General features: G+C 62.4%; 31 protein-coding genes. 22 read left to right on the top strand and 9 right to left on the bottom strand.

All coding sequences use genetic code 11. The features are described 5' to 3' along the window. The first annotated feature begins 239 nt into the window (after positions 1-239). Together BKY26_RS02485 and BKY26_RS02490 are read left to right on the top strand one after the other, a co-directional pair. A complete protein-coding gene (locus tag BKY26_RS02485; RefSeq protein ID WP_071688822.1) occupies positions 240-599 on the top strand; it encodes a thiol-disulfide oxidoreductase DCC family protein in 360 nt (119 codons plus the stop codon). A 115-nt stretch (positions 600-714) separates the two neighbouring features. Beyond that, positions 715-957, top strand: a complete 243-nt coding sequence (locus BKY26_RS02490; RefSeq protein WP_071688823.1) for a CDGSH iron-sulfur domain-containing protein — start codon at positions 715-717, stop codon at positions 955-957. 63 nt (positions 958-1020) lie between these two features. Here the strand turns inward: BKY26_RS02490 and BKY26_RS02495 are convergent, their stop codons facing one another. The 4 genes from BKY26_RS02495 to BKY26_RS02510 are packed head-to-tail and all read right to left on the bottom strand — an operon-like array spanning position 1021 to position 2354. Beyond that, on the bottom strand, positions 1021-1368 hold the full coding sequence (locus BKY26_RS02495) for a YigZ family protein (protein WP_071688824.1): 348 nt from the start codon (positions 1366-1368) through the stop codon (positions 1021-1023). Between the two features lie 30 nt (positions 1369-1398). Further along, positions 1399-1758, bottom strand: a complete 360-nt coding sequence (locus tag BKY26_RS02500) for a diacylglycerol kinase (RefSeq protein ID WP_071688825.1) — start codon at positions 1756-1758, stop codon at positions 1399-1401. Positions 1759-1814: 56 nt separating this feature from the next. Continuing rightward, positions 1815-2072 (bottom strand): DUF6455 family protein, encoded by a 258-nt coding sequence (locus BKY26_RS02505; RefSeq protein ID WP_071688826.1) that lies wholly within the window; start codon positions 2070-2072, stop codon positions 1815-1817. A 27-nt stretch (positions 2073-2099) separates the two neighbouring features. Then, positions 2100-2354, bottom strand: a complete 255-nt coding sequence (locus BKY26_RS02510) for a DUF6455 family protein (RefSeq protein WP_071688827.1) — start codon at positions 2352-2354, stop codon at positions 2100-2102. A 157-nt stretch (positions 2355-2511) separates the two neighbouring features. Between BKY26_RS02510 and BKY26_RS02515 the strand changes: the two genes are divergently transcribed. Both BKY26_RS02515 and BKY26_RS02520 read left to right on the top strand, forming a co-directional pair. After that, on the top strand, positions 2512-2766 hold the full coding sequence (locus BKY26_RS02515) for a hypothetical protein (protein ID WP_071688828.1): 255 nt from the start codon (positions 2512-2514) through the stop codon (positions 2764-2766). A gap of 28 nt (positions 2767-2794) precedes the next feature. After that, complete coding sequence (locus BKY26_RS02520) at positions 2795-3526, top strand: sulfotransferase domain-containing protein (protein ID WP_071688829.1); 732 nt, start codon at positions 2795-2797, stop codon at positions 3524-3526. On the opposite strand, the gene BKY26_RS02525 is transcribed toward BKY26_RS02520, so the two are convergent. Continuing rightward, positions 3523-3870: a TraR/DksA family transcriptional regulator gene (locus BKY26_RS02525; protein ID WP_071688830.1), complete on the bottom strand. Its 348-nt coding sequence runs from the start codon at positions 3868-3870 to the stop codon at positions 3523-3525. The genes BKY26_RS02520 and BKY26_RS02525 overlap by 4 nt on opposite strands. 38 nt (positions 3871-3908) lie before the next feature. Next, positions 3909-4178, bottom strand: coding sequence for a DUF167 domain-containing protein (locus BKY26_RS02530; RefSeq protein ID WP_071688831.1), 270 nt, complete (start codon positions 4176-4178; stop codon positions 3909-3911). 195 nt (positions 4179-4373) lie between these two features. On the opposite strand from BKY26_RS02530, the gene BKY26_RS02535 reads away from it, so the two are divergent. After that, a complete protein-coding gene (locus BKY26_RS02535; protein ID WP_071688832.1) occupies positions 4374-5480 on the top strand; it encodes a class II histone deacetylase in 1107 nt (368 codons plus the stop codon). Here the strand turns inward: BKY26_RS02535 and BKY26_RS02540 are convergent. Next, on the bottom strand, positions 5477-6010 hold the full coding sequence (locus BKY26_RS02540; RefSeq protein WP_227434895.1) for a TetR/AcrR family transcriptional regulator: 534 nt from the start codon (positions 6008-6010) through the stop codon (positions 5477-5479). The two genes, BKY26_RS02535 and BKY26_RS02540, sit on opposite strands and share 4 nt — an antisense overlap. A 117-nt stretch (positions 6011-6127) precedes the next feature. Here BKY26_RS02540 and BKY26_RS02545 point away from each other — a divergent pair, with 117 nt between their 5' ends. From BKY26_RS02545 to BKY26_RS02555, 3 genes are all read left to right on the top strand, one after another. After that, complete coding sequence (locus tag BKY26_RS02545; RefSeq protein WP_071688834.1) at positions 6128-6553, top strand: VOC family protein; 426 nt, start codon at positions 6128-6130, stop codon at positions 6551-6553. Between the two features lie 165 nt (positions 6554-6718). Next, positions 6719-7423, top strand: coding sequence for a CoA transferase subunit A (locus BKY26_RS02550; protein ID WP_071688835.1), 705 nt, complete (start codon positions 6719-6721; stop codon positions 7421-7423). Beyond that, positions 7423-8049, top strand: a complete 627-nt coding sequence (locus tag BKY26_RS02555) for a 3-oxoacid CoA-transferase subunit B (protein ID WP_071688836.1) — start codon at positions 7423-7425, stop codon at positions 8047-8049. Before BKY26_RS02550 ends, BKY26_RS02555 begins: the two co-directional genes overlap by 1 nt. 56 nt (positions 8050-8105) lie before the next feature. Here the strand turns inward: BKY26_RS02555 and BKY26_RS02560 are convergent, their stop codons facing one another. Together BKY26_RS02560 and BKY26_RS02565 are read right to left on the bottom strand one after the other, a co-directional pair. Next, a complete protein-coding gene (locus BKY26_RS02560) occupies positions 8106-8708 on the bottom strand; it encodes a lysozyme inhibitor LprI family protein (RefSeq protein WP_071688837.1) in 603 nt (200 codons plus the stop codon). Positions 8709-8788: 80 nt separating this feature from the next. Then, entirely contained in the window at positions 8789-9637 is an 849-nt protein-coding gene (locus BKY26_RS02565) for a lytic transglycosylase domain-containing protein (protein ID WP_083431290.1), read from the bottom strand. Positions 9638-9941: 304 nt separating this feature from the next. On the opposite strand from BKY26_RS02565, the gene BKY26_RS20400 reads away from it, so the two are divergent. From BKY26_RS20400 to BKY26_RS02630, 14 genes are all read left to right on the top strand, one after another. Continuing rightward, positions 9942-10103 carry a hypothetical protein gene (locus BKY26_RS20400; RefSeq protein WP_169829059.1) on the top strand — a complete coding sequence of 54 codons (162 nt, stop codon included), beginning with the start codon at positions 9942-9944 and terminating at the stop codon, positions 10101-10103. A 203-nt stretch (positions 10104-10306) separates the two neighbouring features. Further along, positions 10307-10501: a pilus assembly protein gene (locus tag BKY26_RS02570; protein ID WP_071688838.1), complete on the top strand. Its 195-nt coding sequence runs from the start codon at positions 10307-10309 to the stop codon at positions 10499-10501. A 216-nt stretch (positions 10502-10717) separates the two neighbouring features. After that, positions 10718-10915: a hypothetical protein gene (locus BKY26_RS02575; protein WP_071688839.1), complete on the top strand. Its 198-nt coding sequence runs from the start codon at positions 10718-10720 to the stop codon at positions 10913-10915. Positions 10916-11121: 206 nt separating this feature from the next. Then, positions 11122-11355, top strand: a complete 234-nt coding sequence (locus BKY26_RS02580; RefSeq protein ID WP_131541749.1) for a pilus assembly protein — start codon at positions 11122-11124, stop codon at positions 11353-11355. Between the two features lie 174 nt (positions 11356-11529). Beyond that, a complete protein-coding gene (gene cpaB / locus BKY26_RS02585) occupies positions 11530-12351 on the top strand; it encodes a Flp pilus assembly protein CpaB (RefSeq protein ID WP_071688840.1) in 822 nt (273 codons plus the stop codon). A gap of 205 nt (positions 12352-12556) precedes the next feature. Further along, a complete protein-coding gene (locus BKY26_RS02590) occupies positions 12557-13969 on the top strand; it encodes a type II and III secretion system protein family protein (RefSeq protein WP_071688841.1) in 1413 nt (470 codons plus the stop codon). Between the two features lie 16 nt (positions 13970-13985). After that, on the top strand, positions 13986-14591 hold the full coding sequence (locus BKY26_RS02595) for an OmpA family protein (protein WP_071688867.1): 606 nt from the start codon (positions 13986-13988) through the stop codon (positions 14589-14591). Between the two features lie 217 nt (positions 14592-14808). Further along, complete coding sequence (locus tag BKY26_RS02600) at positions 14809-16122, top strand: CpaE/TadZ family protein (RefSeq protein ID WP_071688842.1); 1314 nt, start codon at positions 14809-14811, stop codon at positions 16120-16122. 10 nt (positions 16123-16132) lie between these two features. Then, positions 16133-17596, top strand: a complete 1464-nt coding sequence (locus tag BKY26_RS02605; protein ID WP_071688843.1) for a TadA family conjugal transfer-associated ATPase — start codon at positions 16133-16135, stop codon at positions 17594-17596. A gap of 5 nt (positions 17597-17601) precedes the next feature. Continuing rightward, a complete protein-coding gene (locus BKY26_RS02610) occupies positions 17602-18570 on the top strand; it encodes a type II secretion system F family protein (RefSeq protein ID WP_071688844.1) in 969 nt (322 codons plus the stop codon). Positions 18571-18581: 11 nt separating this feature from the next. After that, positions 18582-19547 (top strand): type II secretion system F family protein, encoded by a 966-nt coding sequence (locus BKY26_RS02615; RefSeq protein ID WP_071688845.1) that lies wholly within the window; start codon positions 18582-18584, stop codon positions 19545-19547. Positions 19548-19582: 35 nt separating this feature from the next. After that, complete coding sequence (locus BKY26_RS02620; RefSeq protein ID WP_245764417.1) at positions 19583-20125, top strand: tetratricopeptide repeat protein; 543 nt, start codon at positions 19583-19585, stop codon at positions 20123-20125. 32 nt (positions 20126-20157) lie between these two features. After that, positions 20158-21003 (top strand): tetratricopeptide repeat protein, encoded by an 846-nt coding sequence (locus BKY26_RS02625; RefSeq protein ID WP_071688847.1) that lies wholly within the window; start codon positions 20158-20160, stop codon positions 21001-21003. A gap of 10 nt (positions 21004-21013) precedes the next feature. Beyond that, positions 21014-21535 (top strand): prepilin peptidase, encoded by a 522-nt coding sequence (locus BKY26_RS02630; protein ID WP_071688848.1) that lies wholly within the window; start codon positions 21014-21016, stop codon positions 21533-21535. The last annotated feature ends 48 nt before the right edge of the window (positions 21536-21583 follow it).

Consider the following 21583-nt stretch of genomic DNA (forward strand, 5'->3'; position numbering starts at 1 on the left):
ACTCCAACCGCCACCTCCAACGCGCGCGGGGGCGATCTGGACCTCCGATCAACGCGCTTAATCCCCGCCACACCCGGACGACCTCACCCGTCTTCCCAAGCCCCACCCAAATCGCCTCCGCCGGGGGCGCGTCATGCCGTAGGCATGCGTCCCGCATGACGATGGCGCGGCGGCTTCGCCTTGGTTCCGCGCCGGGACACCGCCCTTGCCCTCACCACCCCCCGCGCTACCTGCCGCTCATGATAAAAGTTTTGCACAATGACACATGCCCGATCTGCGCGCGCGAGGTTGCGGCCTATGCGCGGCAGGCGGACCGCGCGGGGGTGGCGCTGCATGTCGACGGGCTGGAACAAGCCGCCGAATGGTCCCTTACCCCCGACAGTGCCGCGCGCAGTTTCCGCGTCGAACAGGATGGCCAGCGGCATGAGGGGCTCGAGGCCTTCCGCCTGCTCTGGTCGCATCTGCCGGGCTGGCGCTGGCTGGCGCGGATCACCGGGCTGCCGGGTGTCCATTGGCTGGCGGATCGGGCCTATCGCCACGCTGCCGCCCCGGCGCTCTATGCGCTGCACCGGCGCCGTCAGGGGCGCGCCGATCCGTAGACCCCGTGGACCCTGACCGCACATCGCCCCTGCCCTGCCGCACAGGCCGAGCTTATGGACTTTGCCCGCCTTGCCGGGTCACGTAACACGACAGCCAACCAACAGGAGAGCCACAATGACCGACGCCCCAAAGATCGCCCAGACCGCCCCCTTCCCCATCGAGGTGGAGGAAGGCAAGAATTACTTCTGGTGCGCCTGCGGGCAGAGCCAGCGGCAGCCTTTCTGTGACGGCTCTCACAAGGGCAGCGATTTCAGCCCGGTGAAATACACCGCCGAGAAGACCGGCAAGGTGTTCTTCTGCGGCTGCAAGCACTCTTCGCGCCAGCCGCTTTGCGACGGGTCGCATTCAAAGCTCTGACCCCGATCTGTCTGCACGGGGGGTGTACGGGGGGTGTACAGGGGGTGTACGCCCGGCACCCCCCTATTCTTGTGCGAAATAGGCGCGGCAGGCATCGGCCACGTGGCGAAAGCGGTCGCCGCCCAGATGTTTGCCGCCATACCAGCGGGTGACCACTACAAGATGCGAGTGCAGCCCTTCGCCCTCCAACATCTTGAGGATGATATTGCCCGCACCGCTTTCCCCGTCATCGGATTTGAGCGGCCCGTCCGGCAGCAGCACGGCCCATGAATTATGCGTGGCCTTGGCGTATTTCTTCTTCTTTTTCAATGATTTGAGGAATTCATCCACCTCCTCACGGCTGGCCGCAGGCCCGCCCGAAACAGCGTATTTCGACCCCCGGTCACTGATCACATTCTCGATCTGCCGCATGGATTTCCCTTCCTCATCAAAGGGATAGCGTCATCCAAACAAAACGACAAGCCACGCAACCCCCACGGCCACCGCCGTCATCGCCACGCCCGCGCTGCCCACATCCTTGGCGTCCCGCGCCCTAACATCTTGATCTGTCGAGATATAATCCACCGTCCGCTCAATCGACGTGTTCAGCAGCTCCGCCGCCAGGATCAGGACACCGCCCATGAGGATTATCATGGTTTCCCCGCGACTTAGCGGCAACCAAAGCGCCAAACCCGCGCTCGGAACATTCATGGCCGTCCAGAATTTCAGGCTCGGCTCATTCTCCCAGGCATTCTTCCACCCCGCCCAGGACCAGACACAGCGATTCACCAGCCGTCGCCATTCCCGTTTCAGCATCCCCATCCCCCCTGTTTTCAACAGGTTAGGCCGGGATTGCCACCGATGTCATCGAAAAAAGATCAGCTTGCCAGCCGCCGAAACAGGGCAGCATTGGCGCAGGTGGCGGGGGCGGCCGCGTCAGCCTCTCCTTGCGCCACAAGCCAGTCCTCGCAGGCCTGCGCCCAGTCACATCCCCGGCAGCGCGTAACTGCATCGGACCAATCTTGCTGAGAGAGCCTGCCCTCATGCACCGCATGCGCCAGATCGGCCCCGATGACCTTTGCCATGGATTGCGACAGCATGAAATGGTGGCGGATATCGCCGAGCGGATGGGTCATCGTTACGATCCTTGGCAGGTGGGGAATTCAGCTGTCACGCAGGTCCGTCAACGCCGCGCCATTGCGGCAATAGGACGGGGTGTCCTCAGCTTTGTCGTGGCTTTCCAGCCACTTGCCGCATTCCTCGGGCGAGGTGCAGTTGGTACAGCTCAGCACCATATCGCGACGCTGTTCCGGGGCAAGATCGCCACGCAACTCGGCCTCGTCCAGATCCACGCCAAGGCGATCAGCCATCTGGCCCATAAGCCGTTCATGCTCCTCGATCGTTTTGCGTCCGGGCATCCGCAATCTCCTGCAACGGGGCCGCCTGACAACACTGCGGCCTGCCCCGAGGGTCGCGCATCTGCCGGGACGTGACATTGACTCAGATCAAGCATAGGCGCTGCAATTTCGGGCAATCGGGCTAGGCAAGCTGCGCGTGGCGCACTACTCTGATCCCATGTTTACCATCGAGCACGATTTCGACGCGACCGTCATTACCCTGGTCGACGAGGGCGCTGCCCCGCTGGAGGAGGATCTGACGATCTCCGCCTTCGAGGAATGCGTGACTCTCGAACAATATGACCCGCATACCGACAGCGTTCAGAAAATCACCCTGTCCGACACGCAATTGCGGGACCTTGCCGCCGCGCTGGACCTGCCCGAAGGCATCTACCGCATTCGGGCCATCCCGGCGGAAAGCAGCAAGACCTGATCTTTATTGAGCCGGGACGATTTTCCGAATGCCATTGCCTAACCTGCTGATTGTCGGGGCCCAGAAAAGCGGCACGACATGGCTGCACAAAGCCCTGATGAGATCTGCCCGGTTCGGGGCGAACGGACGTTTCAAGGAATTGAACTTCCTGCTGCTGCCGGATTTCGAAGACCGTCTGGAAGAATATGCGAACGCCTTTCCTGACGATCCCGCGCATGTGTATCGGTTCGAATCCACTCCGGGCTATTTCAGCCTGCCTGACGCGGGCATAGACGTGGCCGCCCGCGTGGCGCGGCACTTGCCCGGCATCGAAACCCTCGCTGTCCTGCGCAACCCTGTAGATCGTTACCTGAGCGCGTATACGCACCACATGATGCGCCGCCGCTTGCCCCACTCTGCTGAGATCACCGATCTGGATCCGTCATTCAACATGCTGGCTTACGGGATGTATGGCGCGATCCTGACCCACTGGCGACAGCACGTTCCGGGCTTGCGGGTCTATTTCTATGATGATCTGGTGGCCAATCAGCCGGCCTTTCTGGCCGGTGTTATGACCGATCTCGGTCTCGACTGCGATGTCCCCCCGAGAAAGGCGCGTTTCAGGGCCAATGACAAAGAGGCCATGTTCAAACGCCTCGGATGGGACAGCATGCCGGTCCTGTCAGACGCCCTGAGAGAGAAGCTGAAAGACTATTACAGGGCGGACATCGCCGTGTTGCAGGATCAGACCGGGCGCGATCTGGCGCATTGGCTCGCCTAAGAGGCACAGGATACGCAGCGCACCACGCAAGGGTCCACGTCCAGACGCGGGACTCCGATGAAGTCGCCGCAATCCTCGCACCAGCCAAAGTCGCCCTCCTCCATCCGCGCGAGGGCCGCCGCGATGGCCCGAAGGCGGCCGTGGCGGCGCGCCTCCAGCGCTGAGGCCATGGCCTGCCCCTGCAAGGCATCCTGCCTTGACAGCCGCCCGATACTGGTCTGATCCAGTTCCACCGGCTTGCGTCCCTCTGCGGTTGCGTCAGAGGATTGCTGAAGTGCCGCGCGTTCCTGGTGCAGCAGGGGACGGTAGCGTTTGGCCAGATCTGCATCGGTCGGGTCGGTCATGAGATGATCCCAACAGATTAGGCGCGATGGGGCAAGGCTCAGCCGATTTCGATCAGCTTGTCCCGCCCGGTTTCGCCCTGCACGATGGTCAGCCGCGATTTCGGCAGCCCGAACGCCTTGGCCAACAGTTTCAGCACGGCGGCATTGGCCTTTCCGCCGTCTGGCGCGGTGGTGACATAGACTCGCAGGGGATCGCCCGCCGTTTCCGCCGGAACCACGGCATTGCGGGATGCCTTGGGGGTCACGCGCAGGGCGATGCGGGCACCGGGCAAAGCAAGGGCGCTGAGATCGGGGATTGTTCGGGCCATGGCTGTCTTTGTCCCCGCCAAGAAGAATTTTCCAGACAATTCTTCACACTCTCAAAAAGCTTCAAGAAGCTTTTTCATCACCGAAAAATCTTCTTGAAGATTTTTTGGCCGCCCCGAACCACCACCCCCCTGCAAATGCTTGCGCGCGGTCGAGACTGCCGCCACTCTGCCCGGGGAAAGCAAGCGAGGAACGACATGGCCACGGGGTTTTTCTGGGACGAACGCTGTTTCTGGCACGCGGGCGGCAACTACGCGATGATGCTGCCGGTTGGGGGCCTGGTGCAACCGTTACCGGGCGGCCTGCCCGAAAACCCGGAAACCAAGCGGCGGCTCAAGAACCTGCTGGAGGTGACGGGCCTGATCCGGGAGCTTGACGTGCGTCACGCCGCGATGGTCACCGAGGAAGACCTGCTCCGCGTGCATCCGCAAAGCTATCTGACAGCGTTTCGGGAGATGTCCGACGCGGGCGGTGGCGAACTGGGCCTGCGCACGCCGTTCGGACCGGGCGGCTACGAGATCGCAAAGGTCTCGGCAGGGCTGGCCAAGGAGGCGCTCTTTGCCACGCTGCGTGGCGAGATCGACAATGCCTATGCGCTGTCGCGCCCGCCCGGGCATCACTGCCTGCCGGATTTCCCCAACGGGTTTTGCCTGCTCGCCAATATCGCCATCGCCGTGGAGGCCGCCTTTGCAGCGGGCATGGTTGACCGGGTCGCGGTGCTGGATTGGGATGTGCATCACGGCAACGGGACCGAGGCGATTTTCTACGACCGTGACGACGTGCTGACGATCTCTCTCCACCAGGAACGCAACTACCCGCTCGATACCGGCGATTTCGACGATCGCGGGTCGGGTGCCGGTGACGGGTTCAACCTCAACATCCCGCTGCCTGCCGGGGCCGGGCACAATACCTATCTGGAGGCGATGGAGCGGCTGGTGATCCCGGCGCTGGCCGATTTTCAGCCCGATGTGATCATCGTGGCCTGCGGCTATGACGCGGCCGCGCTCGACCCCCTGTCCCGGATGCTGGCGACCTCCGAGACCTTCCGGCTGATGACCACAATGGTCAAGGAAGCCGCCGCGCTGCTGTGCGACGGGCGACTGGTGCTGGTGCATGAGGGCGGCTATCTGGAAGCCTATGTGCCCTTCTGCGGCCATGCGGTCATTCAGGAGCTGTCCGGCAGCCGCATCACCGCGCCCGATCCGATGCTGGACACGTTCAACGCCCGCCAGCCGGGACCGCGCTTCGAGAATTACTGTTCGGTCCTGCTGGCCGAGATGGAGGACGCGCTGATCGCGAACTAGGCCCGTGTCACGCCGGTGATCAGGTTCAGAATACCCGCCAGCAGCGGTGCCTGATCCGCCCCCTCCGCGATGGCCTGTGCGGCGCGGTCGAACGCGGCGGACAAGAGCAGCGACAAGGCATCCAGGTCATCTTGCGTCAGATCGGGACGAGCGGCGGCCAGCCCGTCGCGCAGGGTCCTGCGGCCATTGCCTGCATCAATCTCATCCATCCGCGCCTGTCCAAGCGCCGCAGGACCGTCAACAAGCAGCAGCCGGGCCCTGCCCGGATGGGACATGGCCGCGAAGAACGCCTCAGCACCCGCCTGCATCGGATCGCCTGAACTGCCAAGCGCGGCCGCCTCTATATCGGTGGCAAGCGATTCGGCTTCGGCGCAGATCAGGGCGTCAAAGAGCGCCGACTTGTCATCGAAGTGATGATACAGCGCCCCGCGCGTCACCCCGGCGTCTTTGACGATCTCGGGAGTAGACGTTTCCGCATAGCCCTTTTCAACAAAGAGCCGCCGGGCCGAGGCCAGCAGACGCGCACGCATGGCCGCTCTGCGGTCGGAATTCGGGATTCTGGATTTTTCTTCTTGCATACATACAGCCTGTATGTTTATTGAGCTCATATACATACAGAGTGTATGTTTTTAAGTGGAGAGACAAGCATGAACACGACCCAGTATTACCCTGTCCTGCAAACCACGGATGTTGCGGGCACTGCCGCCTTCTATCAGGCGCATTTTGACTTTCAGCCGATGTTTGCCGCCGATTGGTATGTCCATCTGCAATCCACCTCTGATCCACGCGTTAACCTTGCCATTCTGGACGGCCAACACGAAACCATCCCCGAGGCCGGTCGCGGGGTAACGCGCGGGGTGATCCTGAATTTCGAAGTTGCGGATGTGGATGCGGTGCATGACCGGCTTGCCGCCGCTGGCCTGCCGATGCTGAAACCGATCTGCGATGAAGCTTTTGGACAGCGCCATTTCATCACTGCCGACCCCAATGGCGTGCTGATCGACGTGATCAAGCCGATCCCGCCAAGCGCCGAGTTCGCCGCCCAATACGAGGCTGACGCCCTGCCTGTCTGAGCGTCCCCCGTGCCTGCGTAGAAATACCTACCCCCCGGAAATTCTGTTGCCCGGGGGGTGTTTTTGCGTATTGCAGAGGGATCGACCGCTGTGCTGCCGGGGCGCGTTGACTCTCTCCCACGGCGCGCGGCAGGTTCAGCCGAGGAATTCTACGGGAGTGAATCCATGAAGAAAGTATATGGCTCTGCCGATGAGGCGCTGGAGGGCGTTCTCTTCGACGGGATGCTGATTGCCGCCGGGGGGTTTGGCCTGTGTGGCATCCCCGAGCTGCTGATCGACGGGATCGTGAAATCGGGCGTCAAGGACCTGACGGTCGCCTCGAACAATGCGGGCGTTGACGGGTTCGGGTTGGGCAAGCTGCTCGATACGCGCCAGATCAGGAAGATGATGTCGTCCTATGTGGGCGAGAACGCGGAGTTCATGCGCCAGTACCTGTCAGGCGAGCTGGAGCTGGAATTCAACCCGCAGGGCACCCTGGCCGAGCGCATGCGCGCCGGTGGTGCGGGCATCCCCGGTTTCTACACCAAGACCGGCGTCGGCACCGTGATCGCCGAGGGCAAGGAGGTGAAGCAGTTCGGCGGCGAGGATTACATCCTCGAAGAGGGCATCTTCGCGGACTTGTCTATCGTCAAGGCGTGGAAGGCCGATGACACCGGTAACCTCGTCTTCCGCAAGACCGCACGCAACTTCAACCCGCCCGCGGCCATGTGCGGCAAGATCTGCATCGCCGAGGTCGAGGAAATCGTCCCGCGCGGGTCGCTCGACCCCGACCTCATCCATCTGCCCGGCATCTACGTGCACCGCCTGATCCAGGGCGAGCATGAGAAACGCATCGAACAGCGCACCACGCGCAAGCGGGAGGAAGCATAATGCCCTGGGACCGTAACCAGATGGCCGCGCGCGCGGCAGAGGAACTCGAAGACGGCATGTATGTGAACCTCGGCATCGGCATCCCGACGCTGGTGGCCAACTACGTGGGCGACAAGGACATCACGCTTCAATCCGAGAACGGCATGCTCGGGATGGGCCCCTTCCCCTATGAGGGCGAGGAAGACCCCGACCTGATCAACGCGGGCAAGCAGACGATCACGGAGCTTAGCCGCACCTCCTATTTCGACAGCGCCACCAGCTTCGGCATGATCCGGGGCGGCAAGATCGCTGCGGCGATCCTCGGCGCGATGGAAGTGGCCGAAAACGGCGATCTGGCGAACTGGATGATCCCCGGCAAGCTGGTCAAGGGCATGGGCGGCGCGATGGACCTTGTGGCGGGCGTGGGCCGTGTGGTGGTCGTGATGGACCACACCAACAAGCACGGCGACTCCAAGGTGCTGAAGGCCTGCACCCTGCCGCTCACTGGCAAGGGCGTGGTGGACCGGATCATCACCAATCTCGGCGTGCTCGACGTGGTCGAGGGCGGGCTCAAGATCGTCGAATGCGCCGATGGCGTGACCGAGGATGACCTGCGCGCCGCAACCGAGGCGACCATCGTCGGTTGACGCTGTCCTCTATAGAGACTGAGAGCGCCGCCCCAAATGGGCGGCGTTTTTTTTCGTCAGTTCGCCCCGTAGCGCAGTTGCAACTCCTGAATCCGGTCGGAATAGGCGGCGTAAAGGCAAGGGTAGTCCGAATGGCATGCATTGCGCCCGCTCAGCCAGCCTTGCTGCTCTGACACGATGCCGGGATAGTGACGCACCTGCGCGTAGAGTTCGGCCATATAGAGATCCATCTGGCCAAGGTCGGGATAGGAGCAGATTGTCCGCTCCGCCGCGTTAAGGGACCCTTCGGAACACCAGCCGGGATAGTTGGCTTGCTGCGGCGGTGCAGGCTGTTGCGGGTATTTGCCGCCCCCGGCCCCTGCTCCCCCGGCCATCCCCTGAAGCACCGCGATGCGGTAGTCATAGGCCGCGCGGATGCAGGCGACATCCCATCCACAGCCGTTTCGCTCTGCCAGCCAGGCCTGTTGAGCGGACTGCACGCCCTGGATATGGCGCACGGCGGCGTAGGCCTGTTCCAGTTCCTGATCGCGCCAGCCTAGATCGGGGGTGGAACAGATCGTCTGTTCGGTGGCGTTCAGAGACCCATTTGAACACCAGGATTGCGCCATGGCGGCGGGGGCAATGAAGAGGAAGAGTAGAATAGCGGCGGCGCGGACCATGTGGCGGCTCCTTAATATGGCAGGCAATGGCTGGACCCAATGCACACCATTATAATGGATTACGCGCGAATTGGCATCCGCTAGCCGTTTGACGCCACCATCGTGCGGAACACACAGCCATCCGTCACCAGTTCCGGCGGCGTCACGCAGAGCGCCCGGGCCAGTATCCAGGTGGCCATGATGCGCGGAACATAGTCGCGGGTTTCACGGTAATCCGGCACGCCATTGGCGCCGCGCACCGCCCCCTCGCCCGCATTGTACCCGGCAAGGACCAGGACCGGGTCACGGTCGAACTCAGCCATCAGCCAGTCCAGATAGGCAATCCCGCCGGCGATATTCTGATCCGCGTCGAACACATCCGTCACACCGAACCGTTCGGCGGTGGCGGGGATCAACTGCATCAGGCCCCGCGCCCCGGCGCTGCTTTCGGCCACCGTATCACCGCGCGATTCCACCGCCATCACCGCCAGCACCAGGGCCGGTGACACGCTGGTGCCTATGGTTTCTTGCATGATACGGGGGCCATGCGCCTCGGCCATGGCCAGCAAAGTCTCGGCCCGGGCGATCGGCAGGCTGCCAGCTTCGGGCGCGGTGGACAGCAGCTGCATGACCGCCTGATACCGCCCGGCGCTGAAATCGCGCCCCGCCGGGATTTCCTGCCAGAACCAGTCTGCCTCGCCCGACGCGCCCTGCTGCGGTGCGGGCATGGCCGAGGCTGTCTCCACCGGGTCTTCCGACGCACGATCCCCGATCTGGATGTTGATCCGGGGGCCCGTTTGTCCCGGTGTCGGCGCTGTGACCCGGCGAAAGGTGAACGCTGGAAACGGCGGCGGCGCGGCCTCGTCTGCTGCCTCTTGCGCCCGCACGTCCTGCCCCGGCTGCAGGCAAACCGCAAGAACCACCCCCAGAATCACCTTGCGAATACCCATGTCACCGCCCGTTTGATCATTCTTTTTTCTAAGAGCATCATGCCCGACTTCCTATCCGAAAGAAAGCCGAGGCCCTGCGCCGCTCTCTTTGGGTCAAGTCGACATACCCGTTTGGAATGACGGAGTAATCCAATTGGTCATGCCACTCTCTTATTAACTGACGGCGACAACCAACCTCCGCAAAACAGACGCATTCCCGCCCCGTTTGAACAGCCTCCTTGACCTGCTCCAGGGGGAAGGGGCCTGCGACGATTGCAGGTCCCGGCCTTGGTGGGGCGCCGACAAAACAAGAAGGAACGAGCAGATGTACAGAACATTCATGATCTCCGAATCCGGTGGCGCGACCGTTGACTGGGTCTTGATTACCGCACTCATGGTCGGTCTCGGACTATCGGTGATGACGGTCATGGAAAGCGGGCTGAGTGCCATTTCCGAAGAACTCACCTCCCACATGAACATGAACTGAGCGGGGCGGCCTTGCGCCTCCACCTGCTGAAAAACCGCGATCACTCAGAGTTGGGGAAACCGCGCAATGCTTGAATTCAGCTTTATTAAAATCCCGATAATTTCTTTTCACCGCCCAATTCGCGCCCCGATTGAACGAGATATTGCACTCATCCTGAAGGGCAGAGACCCGAGGGCAACACTTGAGAAACCTGGAGCAAGACAATGATCAAGACCTTCCTGAATTCCGAATCCGGTGCCGTGACTGTTGACTGGGTCGTGCTGACCGCTGCCATCGTGGGCCTGGGCCTCGCCGTCATGGCCGTCGTGTCCGCTGGCGTGCAGGACCTGTCCGGCGATATCCAGACGCAGCTGGAAACCGGCCACATCACCACCGCCTTCCCGGCCGCAGCCGACTAAGTCGCTGATACATATAATTCTTTAAGGGGCTACGCCATGTGCGTGGCCCCTTTCGCGTTTCCGGATCAGTGACGATCGGGGTTTTCTGTTTCCCAATTACTGCCGCATTTTGTCCATAATTGCGCATTTCTGCCGCATTTTCGCCTCAGTTCGCCGCGATCTTGCCATGGTCTGCTCGGGATGCTGCCACATCCCTTAAACCCTGGAGGATCTGCCATGCGTGCAATTGCCCGCCTGAAATCGTTTGCCCTTTGTGAATCCGGTGTCGTCACCGTCGATTGGGTCGTGCTGACCGCTGCCATGGTCGGTGTCGGCCTTGCCGTGACCAACACCGTTGCTGCCGGTCTGGAAGACCTGTCCAACGAAATTCGCACCCAGTTGGAACGCGACCATATCGTCGAAGAATTCAACTGATGCCTTCGGTTCCTCCCTGCCAGGCGGAACCGGTCAAAATCGCCTAGATCTTTAGGGATTTGGCGTCGCACTGTCCCTGCTCTGCCTTGTTTCTGCCCTGTCCGGGGGGCCATAGTCCCCCTGCCCCTCAGAGGGTTCGCGACAGAATGCGCTGCTTACCCGCCCACTTGCGGGCTACCCCACACAAGGCAAAGCAGGAGCACGCCATGTCCATGAAATCCCTTATGTCTTTTCTGTCCGACGAATCGGGTGCCGTCACCGTTGACTGGGTCGTTCTGACCGCTGCGCTGGTCGGCCTCGGCCTGGCCGTGATCTCGGTTGTGTCGAGCGGTCTTGAAAATCTGTCCGGCGATATCCAGACACAGCTGGAAGCCGACCATGTGACTGCCGGGTTCTCCAGCAGCACGTCGACTTCCACGACCACGACCACGACCGACTAAGGCGCCCTGCGCCCGCCTGAGGGGCCGCTGGACGGCCCCCCGGGCCGCGATCCGTGCCGACAGATGGTCGAGAGCCGACCATTCTTTTGCCCAATTTCTTTGCAAGGATCAGCCAGATGAGAGCATGTCGGCACTGACCGGCATGCCAGGCAGAACAAATCGAGGGGCAGTAGCATGCGAGTCATATTCGGACTTGTCCTTATCATAGGCATTGGCCTCGCGGGCTTTGCGGTCTACGTGGCGAAGGACCGTTTCACGCAATACCAGGCCGCGCTGGAATCGCAGCGGGGCGAAATCGTGCCGACAACCACCGTCTATGTCGTGACGCGGCAGGTTCGCTATGGTGAACAGTTGCGACCGCAGGATGTGCGGGCCATCGAGTGGCCCGAGGAATTCGTTCCGTTCGGCGCGTTCACAAGCGCCGAGGACCTTTTCCCGGCGGACTCCGATGAACCGCGCACCGTCTTGCGCGTGATGGAACGCAACGAACCCGTTCTGGTCTCGAAAGTGACCGCCCCGGGCGAGGATGCCGGCGTCGCCTCGCGGCTGGAACGCGGCATGCGCGCTTTCGCGCTGCGCGTCGACGTGGCCAGCGGTGTGTCCGGTTTCCTGCGTCCCGGCGACCGGGTGGACGTCTACTGGACCGGCGTCGCGCGCGGAGAGAACGTGACACGCCTCATCCAGGCGTCGCTGCAAATCATCGCCATCGACCAGACGGATGACCAGGATCGCAACAACCCGACCATTGCGCGCACCATCACGGTCGAAGCACCGCCGGACCAGATCGCGGCGCTGGCCCAGGCACAGGCGACGGGCAGCCTGACGCTGGCGCTGGTCGGTGTCCGCGATGACACGCAATCGGACACGATCGAGATCACGCAGGATACCCTGCTCGGGGTGCCCGACAACCCCGTCGAAACCGGCCCGCGGATCTGCACCGTCCGCAACCGTCGCGGGGCAGAGGTCATCGTGACCCAGGTTCCGTGCACCAACTGATCCACCCGATACCGTCTTTCGGCCCCCATCATCTTGGGGGCCGTTTGCCGTTTCGGCCCAAGACTGGGCCATCGTGCTTTCCCGACAACATGAATATCGGCCTGCAAGATGCTGATTCTTGCGCCAGAAAGCGTTTTCGGGCATTGTGCACCGAAAGGGGCCGTCAGAGCCCACCCGAAAACGTGATCAGAGAGGCAGGATCACAATGAGCATTTTGCGCCAAATCTGCGCCGTCCTTGTGGGATGTGCGCTGGTCGTATCGATACCGACGAGTTCGCATTCACAGGCCCTCCGCGTGTTGGAAGGGGCCACGTCCGCAACGCTGCGCGTGCCGATGAACCGGGCCGTTGTGGTCGAAAGCGAGGCGCTGTTTGCCGAGCTTTCCGTCGCGAACCCCAACATCGCCGATATCGCCACGCTGTCCGAACGCACGATCTACGTGCTTGGCCGCGCGCCGGGTCGCACCACGATGACGCTGCTCAGCATCGAGGGGCAGTTGATCGCCAATGTCGAGATCCAGGTGGTGCCCGATCTGGCCGAGTTCCGTGAACGCCTGCAAGAGATCCTGCCAAACGAAGAGATCGAGGTGCGCACCGCCAATGACGGCATCGTGCTTTCCGGAACCGTGTCCTCCGGTCAGGTGCTGGACCGGGCGCTTGAACTGGCCAGCCGTTATGCGCCGGGCCGGGTCTCCAACATGATGATGGTCGGCGGCAGCCAGCAGGTCATGCTGCGGGTCCGCTTCGCCGAAATGTCGCGCAGCGTCAGCCGCGAGCTTGGGGCCTCGCTTGGCATTGCCGGCTCGGTCTTCGGCGGAGACGGTGGCGCGACCCTTGGAACGGGTGGCGCCAATGTCACGGGTCCGGCCACGTTCGGCGTCGGTCAAACGCTTGCTCCGAACACCACCGGCCGCAACGGCGCGCTCGGGGTCAGCTTTGGCACCAACAGTCTGCAACTCTCGGTCATGCTGGAAGCGCTGGAAGCCAACGGCGTGGTCCGCACGCTGGCAGAACCCAGCCTCAGCGCCCTGTCCGGCGCGACCGCGACCTTCAACGCGGGTGGCGAATTCGCTGTTCCGGTTCAAACGGAAAACGGTGTCTCCGTCGAGTTCCGCCCCTTCGGCGTGGTGATGAACTTCACCCCGACCGTTGTTTCGGATGAAACCATCAACCTGCAACTGTCAGCCGAGGTTTCGGCCATCGACACGCTCGTTCCGACGGTGAACGGCGTTCCCGGCCTGCGCACCCGGTCAGCCTCGACCACGGTGGAAATGCGTGACGGGGAAAGCTTTGCCATCGCCGGGCTGTTGCAGGACGACTTCCGCGATTCCATCGGCCAGGTGCCGTGGCTTGGCGATATCCCGGTTCTGGGCGCGCTGTTCCGCAGTGCCAGCTATCAGCGCGAACAATCGGAACTGGTGATCATCGTCAGCGCGCATCTGGTGTCGCCCACGCGGGGCGAGGCGCTGGCGCTGCCAACCGACCGCATCCGCATTCCCACGGAAAACGAGCTGTTCCTGCTTGGCCTCACCGCCGGGCGCGTGCCTGATGCGGGCACCCCCGCAGGCGATGTCGCGCAACAGGATTTCGGCGGCTCCTACGGCTATGTGATGGAGTAAGACCATGGGAATCCCGATGAAAACACTCCTTCTGGCCGGTGTCGCGGCGCTTGCGCTGACCGGCTGTGACCGCATCCGCAATGTGGGCGAGGCAGGCAGCTTCATGGATGAGGGCGGCTTTGGCGACCCGACCATGAACAACGTTCTGGTGATGACCGGGCAGCGATCCTATGTCGAGGAGCTGTCGACCCGCTTCGCGCAGGAAGTCCCCACAACGATCAACTTCGCCTTCAACAGCGCCGCGCTCGATTCCCAGTCCCGTGCCGTTCTGCGCCAGCAGGCCCAGTGGATCCTGCAATTCCCCGAGGTGCGGTTCAGCGTCTATGGCCATACCGATCTGGTCGGGTCCGACGCCTATAACCACAGCCTTGGCCGTCGCCGCGCACAGGCTGCCGTGAACTACCTTGTCAGCCAGGGCATTGCCCGCAGCCGCCTGGACGCCCTTGTTTCGCTTGGGGAAACCCAACCGCTTGTCGCCACCCAGGACCGCGAGCTGCGCAATCGCCGGACGGTCACCGAGGTCAGCGGTTTCGTGCAGAACGACCCATTGGTGCTGGACGGGCGCTACGCCGATATCGTCTATCGCGCCTATGCCGGACCGCGCACCGGGGGCGGCGACTGATCGCCCTCGCAACCGCGCAACCTCGGGTAAATACCCAATAGTTTCGGTTTTTTGGTCGTATTGTTGCCCAACTTGAGGGCCACACAGAACATCGGAGGCAGAGTGGCGAGGTCCTGATCGAGCGGGAATCAAGCCTGACCTTCCGGTAAGCAGCACTTCTGCCGCGACCGAAACGACAACCGACCCGGACAAATCCGGGCATTCCGGGGTATAAACGATGAGTGGAGGCCTTGCGCTGAAATCGACTCCTGCACCGATCGTGGCATGCACCATTGCCCGCGACGTTCAGACGTTTGATTTGCTGATCGACGATATAGAGGCCGAACTGGGCGAAGCCTGGGGCGACCTAAATTTCATGGAGGCACAAGCCTTCTTCGTGCAGCCGGAGGCGGACGACCTTGAATTCGTCGCCGTGGCTGTCGATGACGAGGATGAGCAGGATATCGAGCTGATCATCCGGGTGATCGAACAGGCCAAGTCCAAGGGCGTGAAGGTCATCCTGATCGCTGAGGACGTCAGCCCGCCGATCCTGCACCGCCTGCTGAACGCGGGCACCGATGATTTCGTACCCTACCCGCTGCCGGAAATGGCCTTCCACCAGTCGGTGGAACGGATTCGCGCGGGTCAGTCCATCGCGGAAGCCCCGGCCGCTGAACCGGCCGCGCCCGCGCCCGCAGCTGCTGTTGCACCGCAAACCGCCACACCGGCAGAACCGCAGGCCCCGGCCCAGATCCGCACGCCCACCACCAGCATGGGCGACCGCGTGGTCTTCGCCGTGCAAAGCATGGCGGGCGGCACCGGCGCCAGCACCCTGGCCGTGAACCTGGCATGGGAGATCGCAACCGCGGACAAGAAGAACCCGCCTTCGGTCTGCCTGATCGACCTCGACCTGCAATTCGGCTCGACATCGACCTATCTGGACCTGACACGCCGTGAAGTGATCTTCGAAGTGCTGTCCGAGGCGCAGTCCATGGATGTGGACGCCTTCAAGCAGGCGCTTCAGACCTATGACGGCAAGCTGTCGGTCTTTACCGCGCCCGCCGACATCCTGCCGCTCGACCTGATCGGCCCGACCGAAGTGGAGGCGCTGATCAAACTGGCGCAGGAATGCTTCGATGTGGTCATCGTCGACATGCCCACCACCATCGTGCAATGGACCGAAACCGTGCTGAACGCGGCCGATGTCTATTTTACCACGCTGGAACTGGACATGCGGTCCGCCCAGAACACCCTGCGCTTCATCAAGGCATTGCAGGCCGAAGACCTTCCGATCGACAAGGTCCATTACGTGCTGAATCGCGCACCCAAGGGGCTCGACATGAGCGGCAAGAGCCGCGTCAAGCACCTGGCGGAAAGCCTGAATATCGAGCTGAACACGCAACTGCCCGATGGCACCAAGCAGGTCACCCAGGCCTGCGATCACGGGACCCCGCTGGCCCTGTTTGCGAAGAAAAATGCGCTGCGCAAGGAGATCGCCAAGCTGGCGAAAACCCTGCATGACGCAATCCGCGCCGAAGCAACGGCAGGCTGAGGAGCGATAGATGTTTTCCCGCTACAAGAAAAACGGCCCCGCCAGCCCCGTTCACCCGGCCCTGACAACGGACCCGGAGCCAAGTGCCGGAACCCCCGGCCCGGCGGCTGCCGGCGACGCGGCCCCAAAGATCGCGCGCAGGCCTAAGCCAAAGCCAAGCGCCGCCCCGGCGGAACCTGTCGCCCTCGACAAGGAGGCCAAGCGCCGTGCCCGTCTTGACGAAATCAAGACCGAGATGCATTCGCGCCTGCTGGACAACCTAAACCTGTCCGCGCTGGAAAAGGCGAAGGAAAGCGAACTGCGCGCCGAGATCAACTCGATCACCAATGACGAGCTGACCGATATGGGCGTCGTGCTGAACCGCGAGGACCGTCAGACCCTTCAGACCGAGCTATTTGACGAGGTGACGGGCCTCGGCCCGCTGGAGCCGCTTCTGAAAGACGACACCGTCAACGATATTCTGATCAATGGCCCCTTCAATGTCTTCATCGAACGGGCGGGCAAACTGCAAAAGTCCGATTGCCGGTTCAAGGACGAACGCCACCTGCTGCGGATCATCGATAAGATCGTGTCCGCCGTGGGCCGCCGCGTCGATGAATCCAATCCTTACGTGGACGCCCGTCTGAAGGACGGCTCGCGTTTCAACGCGATGGTGCCGCCCGTGGGGGTGGACGGTTCGCTCGTCTCCATTCGTAAGTTCAAGAAAGACAAGCTCGGCATCGACGACCTGGTCAAGTTCGGCGCCTTCAACGAGGAAATGGCCGCCTACCTTCAGGCCGCCGTCGCAACGCGCCTCAATGTGATCGTGTCGGGCGGGACGGGCTCCGGTAAAACGACCACGCTCAACGCGTTGTCGTCCTTCATCGACAATTCCGAACGTATCCTGACGATCGAGGACACGGCAGAACTTCAGTTGCAGCAGGAACATGTGGGCCGGATGGAAAGCCGCCCGCCGAACGTGGAAGGCAAGGGCGCGGTCACGCAGCGCGACTGTCTGCGCAACGCCCTGCGGATGCGTCCTGACCGGATCATCGTCGGCGAAACGCGCGGCGAGGAAGTGATCGACATGTTGCAGGCCATGAACACCGGCCATGACGGATCCATGACCACGATCCACGCCAACAGTGCCCGCGATGGCGTCAGCCGCCTTGAAAACATGATCGCCATGGCCGGGATCGAGATGCCGATCAAGGCCGTACGCAGCCAGATCGCCAGCGCCGTGAACCTCATCGTACAGGCCAGCCGCCTTCAGGACGGCAGCCGCCGCATGGTCTCGATCACGGAAGTGACCGGCATGGAAGGCGATGTGATCTCGATGCAGGAGGTGTTCCGCTACGAACGTCTCGGCCTCAAGCCCGACGGCACCATCATCGGCCGTTTCACCGCCTGCGGGGTGCGGTCGCACTATTCCGAACGTTTCCGCCAGTGGGGCTACGACCTGCCGGCCTCGATCTATGAACCCGCGGGGGACTGACAGCCATGGAACTGAGTATCGAACCGCTCATCTATATCGGCATCTTCGTCGGTATCCTGATGCTGGTCGAAGGCATCTACCTGATGGTCTTCGGCAAGTCGATCAGCCTGAATTCCCGCGTCAATCGTCGTCTGGACCTTCTCAACAAGGGGGCCAACCGCGAAGACGTTCTGGCCAAGCTGCGCAAGGAACTGGACCAGCACACCGGATCCCGCACGATCCCGCTCTACTCCCTGATCGCCAGCAAGGCGCAGAAAGCCAGCATCGCCTTCACGCCGCAGCAGCTGATCCTGGTCATGATCGCCCTCGGCATCGCCGCCTTTGTCATGCTGACATTGATGACCGGTGCCTCGCTGCCCATTCGGGTGCTTGTCTCGGTGATCATGGGGATTGGCGGCGTGTTCATGTGGGTCAACTCCAAGGCCAAGAAGCGTCTTGCGATGATCGAGGAACAATTGCCCGACGCGGTGGATCTGCTGGTGCGGTCCCTGCGTGTCGGCCACCCGTTCGTATCGGCCATCAACACCGTCTCAAAAGAGGTTGCCGACCCCCTTGGGTCCGAGCTTGGCATCATCGCCGACGAAGCCGCCTATGGCCGCGATGTCAGCGAAGCCATCGCCGCGATGGCCGAACGGCTGGACATGCAGGATCTTCGCTTTCTGGCGGTGGCCGTCGGCATCCAGCAGAAATCGGGCGGCAACCTTGCCGAGATCCTCAATGGCCTGTCAAAGGTGATCCGCGCCCGTTTCAAGCTGTTCCGCCGCGTCAAGGCCATCACCGCCGAGGCCAAGTGGTCGGGTATGTTCCTGTCCGCCTTCCCGTTGCTGGCGCTGATCGGCATCAACGTGATGCAGCCCGACTATTATTCCGAAGTCATGGAAACCCCCGCTTTCATCCCGGCCTGTGCCGTGGTGGCGGTCATGCTGGCGGCGAACTTCTTTTTCATGCGCCTGATGGTCAACATCAAGGTCTGAGGAACGGATAGATGAACCAGATCAACGACCTTATCGTCAGCTATCTCGGACCGCTCGGACCCCTGTTCGTGGTCGGCTTTCTCGGGCTGCTGCTTGTGGCCATGGGTCTTTCCGCCATCGTCTTCCGCAAGAAAGACCCGCTGACCAAGCTGCGCGACATGAACCGCGAGGGCACTTCGCCAGAGGTTCAGAAAGCGCTGCGCATCGGCGGCAAGAACGAGAAGCTGGACAAGTTCGCCCAGTTCCTTGAACCGCAGAACCAGGAAGAATTCAGCCAGATCCAGCTGACCCTGATGCGGGCAGGCTACCGGTCCAAGGGCGCGGTCCAGACTTTCCACTTCGCGCAATTCGCGCTTGGCATGGGGTTTCTGGCGCTTGGCGTGATCTACACGCTGATCGCCCCCGACATGGGTACGCAAAAGAGCATTCTCAGCGTGCTGATCCCCGGTGCCGTGGGCTATTACCTGCCGAAATACTGGGTCACCAAGCGCGTGCAGAAGCGCGAAGAGGAAATCACCCAGGGCTTCCCGGACTCGCTCGACCTGATGCTGGTCTGCGTCGAGGCGGGTCAATCGCTGGACCAGGCCATTATCCGTGTCGCCAAGGAAATCCGGCCGTCGTTTGAATCGCTGGCCGACGAGTTCGAGATCGTCGCCTACGAGATGAAGGCCGGCAAGGACAAGGTGAAGGTGCTGCGCGATTTCGGCGAACGCTGCGGCGTGCAGGACGTGAACAGCTTCGTCACCGTGCTGATCCAGTCGGCCACCTTCGGCACCTCGATCGCCGATGCACTGCGGGTCTATGCCGAAGAGATGCGTGACAAACGCGTGATGCGCGCCGAAGAAAAGGCCAACAAGCTGCCGACGAAACTGACGCTCGGCACGATGATGTTCTGTCTGCCGCCGCTTCTGATCATCCTGATCGGCCCGTCGGTCTACGGCATCGCACAAAATCTTTCGGGAGGAGGAGGCTTCTGACGGACATGAGGTGGGGCAAGACATTACTGGCAATCATGACCGTTCTCGGTCTGGCCGCGTGCGAACCCTCGCCGCGGCTTGCGCCGTTGAACGAGGGGCTCGACGCGCCCGAGGATCTCAACGTGCTCAGCGACGGGGTGGATCCTCTGATCGTGGGTCATCGGCTGATGGAGGCGGGCGAATACGACCTTGCCCTGCGCAGTTACCTGCGTGCGGCCGGTGACCGGGGCATGACCGGCGAGACGCTCTCTTCGCTCGGGTCGGCCAACCTGCAACTTGGGCGGCTTGGCCAAGCCGAAGAGCTTCTGCGCCGCGCGGTCGAGGTCGATCCCGACTTCGTCCCGGCCTGGAACAACCTCGGCGTGGTGCTGATGGAACAGGGCGAATACGGCGAAGCCCGGCAGGTTTTCCGGCAGGCCTATGCGCTCGACAGTGGCGAAAGCGACTCGATTCGCGAAAACCTGCGCTTGGCTATCGCGCGAATGGAAAATCCGGGCTATAGTCAAGACCATACAAATCAAAGCTTCGACCTGGAGCGTCGGGGTGGGGGGCGATACCTCCTGCTTTACGCGCCATGAACGGGGCAAGAACGAGCAGCAAGAGGCAGCGAATGCGCCCTATTATCCGGATCACGGCAGTGGTGTCTGTCGGGCTTGCCTTGGCAGCCTGCGACCAGACCCGGTCTGCCGATGTCGATCGTGCGCTGGACGGCGTCAACGTCATCGACGAAACCAATCTCAACGATATCATGCTGACATCGGCCGACCCCGATGAGGCGGTGACCTATTTCCGCCGCGCCAGCCGGGAAAATCCAGACAGGATCGACCTGCGCCGGGGGCTGGCCGCCAGCCTGATCCGCGCAGGTCATCACACCGAGGGCGTCACCGTCTGGCGGGCCGTCGTCAACAGCGACGAGGCCACCGATCAGGACCGTGTGGACTATGCGGGTGCCCTGATCCGAACCAATGACTGGGAAGAGGCCGAGCAGCAGCTCGACGCCGTGCCCCCCACCTTCGAGACCTATGAACGCTACCGGCTGGAAGCGATGATCGCAGACAGCAACGAGGAATGGGACCGCGCCGACAGTTTCTATGAAACCGCCGTCGGCCTGACCATGCGGCCTGCAGGTGTGCTGAACAATTGGGGCTTTTCCTACCTGACGCGCGGCGATTTCGACGCGGCAGAGCGGATGTTCGTCGAGGCGATCAACTATGATCCCGACCTCTTCACCGCCAAGAACAACCTTGTGCTCGCCCGCGCCTCTCGCGGTCAGTACACCCTGCCGCTGGTGCAGATGACCCAGGTGGAACGGGCACAGTTGCTGCACACCATGGCCATTGCAGCCATCCGCCGCGGTGACGTGGATATCGGCCGTGGCCTGCTGGAAGACGCCATCGACACCCACCCGCAACATTTCGAAGCCGCCGTCCGTGCGCTTCGCACGCTGCAGAGCTGAGGAGACGACCATGACCCTTGCCATCAGCCAAATGGAAGCCCTCTGGTTCCTTCCCTTCGTCCTGCCGATCTGCATCTGGGTCGCCTGGTCGGACCTGCGCGAGATGCGCATTCCCAATGTCAGCGTTCTGTCGCTGGCGGGCGTGTTTCTTGTGGTCGGCCTGGCGCAGGTCGCCATGGATGTCATGGCCTTCAGCACCTGGTACATGCGCCTTGCGCAACTGGTGATCGTGCTGATCGCGGGCTTCATCATCACCTCGATCGGGCTGGCGGGCGCGGGCGATTCCAAGTTTGCCGCCGCCATGGCGCCCTTTGTGGCACCGGGCGATTACCTGCTGTTCCTGACGCTCTTCGCGGCCGTTCTGATCGGGTCCTGGATCACCCATCGGGGGGCCGGCATGGTGCCCGCCGTGCGCCGCGCAACGCCTGACTGGGTGTCGTGGGACCGGGGCAAGCTCTTCCCCATGGGCGTCGCCCTGGCCGGGGCATTGGTGGTTTACCTGGCGCTTGGCGCCATGGGCAGCGGGGCTTAACAGCCCCGCAATCAAGACGGGGTAGAGGACGGATCCGGGGGCATTTTC

Origin of the sequence: Nioella sediminis (assembly GCF_001879695.1) — a bacterium.
Lineage (GTDB): Bacteria > Pseudomonadota > Alphaproteobacteria > Rhodobacterales > Rhodobacteraceae > Nioella > Nioella sediminis.

Excerpts from the sequence above, each read along its gene's own strand:
- BKY26_RS02485 (WP_071688822.1), top strand. The coding sequence starts at position 240 with ATGATAAAAGTTTTGCACAATGACACATGCCCGATCTGCGCGCGCGAG.
- BKY26_RS02490 (WP_071688823.1), top strand. The coding sequence starts at position 715 with ATGACCGACGCCCCAAAGATCGCCCAGACCGCCCCCTTCCCCATCGAG.
- BKY26_RS02495 (WP_071688824.1), bottom strand. The coding sequence starts at position 1,368 with ATGCGGCAGATCGAGAATGTGATCAGTGACCGGGGGTCGAAATACGCT.
- BKY26_RS02500 (WP_071688825.1), bottom strand. The coding sequence starts at position 1,758 with ATGGGGATGCTGAAACGGGAATGGCGACGGCTGGTGAATCGCTGTGTC.
- BKY26_RS02505 (WP_071688826.1), bottom strand. The coding sequence starts at position 2,072 with ATGACCCATCCGCTCGGCGATATCCGCCACCATTTCATGCTGTCGCAA.
- BKY26_RS02510 (WP_071688827.1), bottom strand. The coding sequence starts at position 2,354 with ATGCCCGGACGCAAAACGATCGAGGAGCATGAACGGCTTATGGGCCAG.
- BKY26_RS02515 (WP_071688828.1), top strand. The coding sequence starts at position 2,512 with ATGTTTACCATCGAGCACGATTTCGACGCGACCGTCATTACCCTGGTC.
- BKY26_RS02520 (WP_071688829.1), top strand. The coding sequence starts at position 2,795 with ATGCCATTGCCTAACCTGCTGATTGTCGGGGCCCAGAAAAGCGGCACG.
- BKY26_RS02525 (WP_071688830.1), bottom strand. The coding sequence starts at position 3,870 with ATGACCGACCCGACCGATGCAGATCTGGCCAAACGCTACCGTCCCCTG.
- BKY26_RS02530 (WP_071688831.1), bottom strand. The coding sequence starts at position 4,178 with ATGGCCCGAACAATCCCCGATCTCAGCGCCCTTGCTTTGCCCGGTGCC.
- BKY26_RS02535 (WP_071688832.1), top strand. The coding sequence starts at position 4,374 with ATGGCCACGGGGTTTTTCTGGGACGAACGCTGTTTCTGGCACGCGGGC.
- BKY26_RS02540 (WP_227434895.1), bottom strand. The coding sequence starts at position 6,010 with ATGCGTGCGCGTCTGCTGGCCTCGGCCCGGCGGCTCTTTGTTGAAAAG.
- BKY26_RS02545 (WP_071688834.1), top strand. The coding sequence starts at position 6,128 with ATGAACACGACCCAGTATTACCCTGTCCTGCAAACCACGGATGTTGCG.
- BKY26_RS02550 (WP_071688835.1), top strand. The coding sequence starts at position 6,719 with ATGAAGAAAGTATATGGCTCTGCCGATGAGGCGCTGGAGGGCGTTCTC.
- BKY26_RS02555 (WP_071688836.1), top strand. The coding sequence starts at position 7,423 with ATGCCCTGGGACCGTAACCAGATGGCCGCGCGCGCGGCAGAGGAACTC.
- BKY26_RS02560 (WP_071688837.1), bottom strand. The coding sequence starts at position 8,708 with ATGGTCCGCGCCGCCGCTATTCTACTCTTCCTCTTCATTGCCCCCGCC.
- BKY26_RS02565 (WP_083431290.1), bottom strand. The coding sequence starts at position 9,637 with ATGGGTATTCGCAAGGTGATTCTGGGGGTGGTTCTTGCGGTTTGCCTG.
- BKY26_RS20400 (WP_169829059.1), top strand. The coding sequence starts at position 9,942 with ATGTACAGAACATTCATGATCTCCGAATCCGGTGGCGCGACCGTTGAC.
- BKY26_RS02570 (WP_071688838.1), top strand. The coding sequence starts at position 10,307 with ATGATCAAGACCTTCCTGAATTCCGAATCCGGTGCCGTGACTGTTGAC.
- BKY26_RS02575 (WP_071688839.1), top strand. The coding sequence starts at position 10,718 with ATGCGTGCAATTGCCCGCCTGAAATCGTTTGCCCTTTGTGAATCCGGT.
- BKY26_RS02580 (WP_131541749.1), top strand. The coding sequence starts at position 11,122 with ATGTCCATGAAATCCCTTATGTCTTTTCTGTCCGACGAATCGGGTGCC.
- cpaB (WP_071688840.1), top strand. The coding sequence starts at position 11,530 with ATGCGAGTCATATTCGGACTTGTCCTTATCATAGGCATTGGCCTCGCG.
- BKY26_RS02590 (WP_071688841.1), top strand. The coding sequence starts at position 12,557 with ATGAGCATTTTGCGCCAAATCTGCGCCGTCCTTGTGGGATGTGCGCTG.
- BKY26_RS02595 (WP_071688867.1), top strand. The coding sequence starts at position 13,986 with ATGAAAACACTCCTTCTGGCCGGTGTCGCGGCGCTTGCGCTGACCGGC.
- BKY26_RS02600 (WP_071688842.1), top strand. The coding sequence starts at position 14,809 with ATGAGTGGAGGCCTTGCGCTGAAATCGACTCCTGCACCGATCGTGGCA.
- BKY26_RS02605 (WP_071688843.1), top strand. The coding sequence starts at position 16,133 with ATGTTTTCCCGCTACAAGAAAAACGGCCCCGCCAGCCCCGTTCACCCG.
- BKY26_RS02610 (WP_071688844.1), top strand. The coding sequence starts at position 17,602 with ATGGAACTGAGTATCGAACCGCTCATCTATATCGGCATCTTCGTCGGT.
- BKY26_RS02615 (WP_071688845.1), top strand. The coding sequence starts at position 18,582 with ATGAACCAGATCAACGACCTTATCGTCAGCTATCTCGGACCGCTCGGA.
- BKY26_RS02620 (WP_245764417.1), top strand. The coding sequence starts at position 19,583 with ATGACCGTTCTCGGTCTGGCCGCGTGCGAACCCTCGCCGCGGCTTGCG.
- BKY26_RS02625 (WP_071688847.1), top strand. The coding sequence starts at position 20,158 with ATGCGCCCTATTATCCGGATCACGGCAGTGGTGTCTGTCGGGCTTGCC.
- BKY26_RS02630 (WP_071688848.1), top strand. The coding sequence starts at position 21,014 with ATGACCCTTGCCATCAGCCAAATGGAAGCCCTCTGGTTCCTTCCCTTC.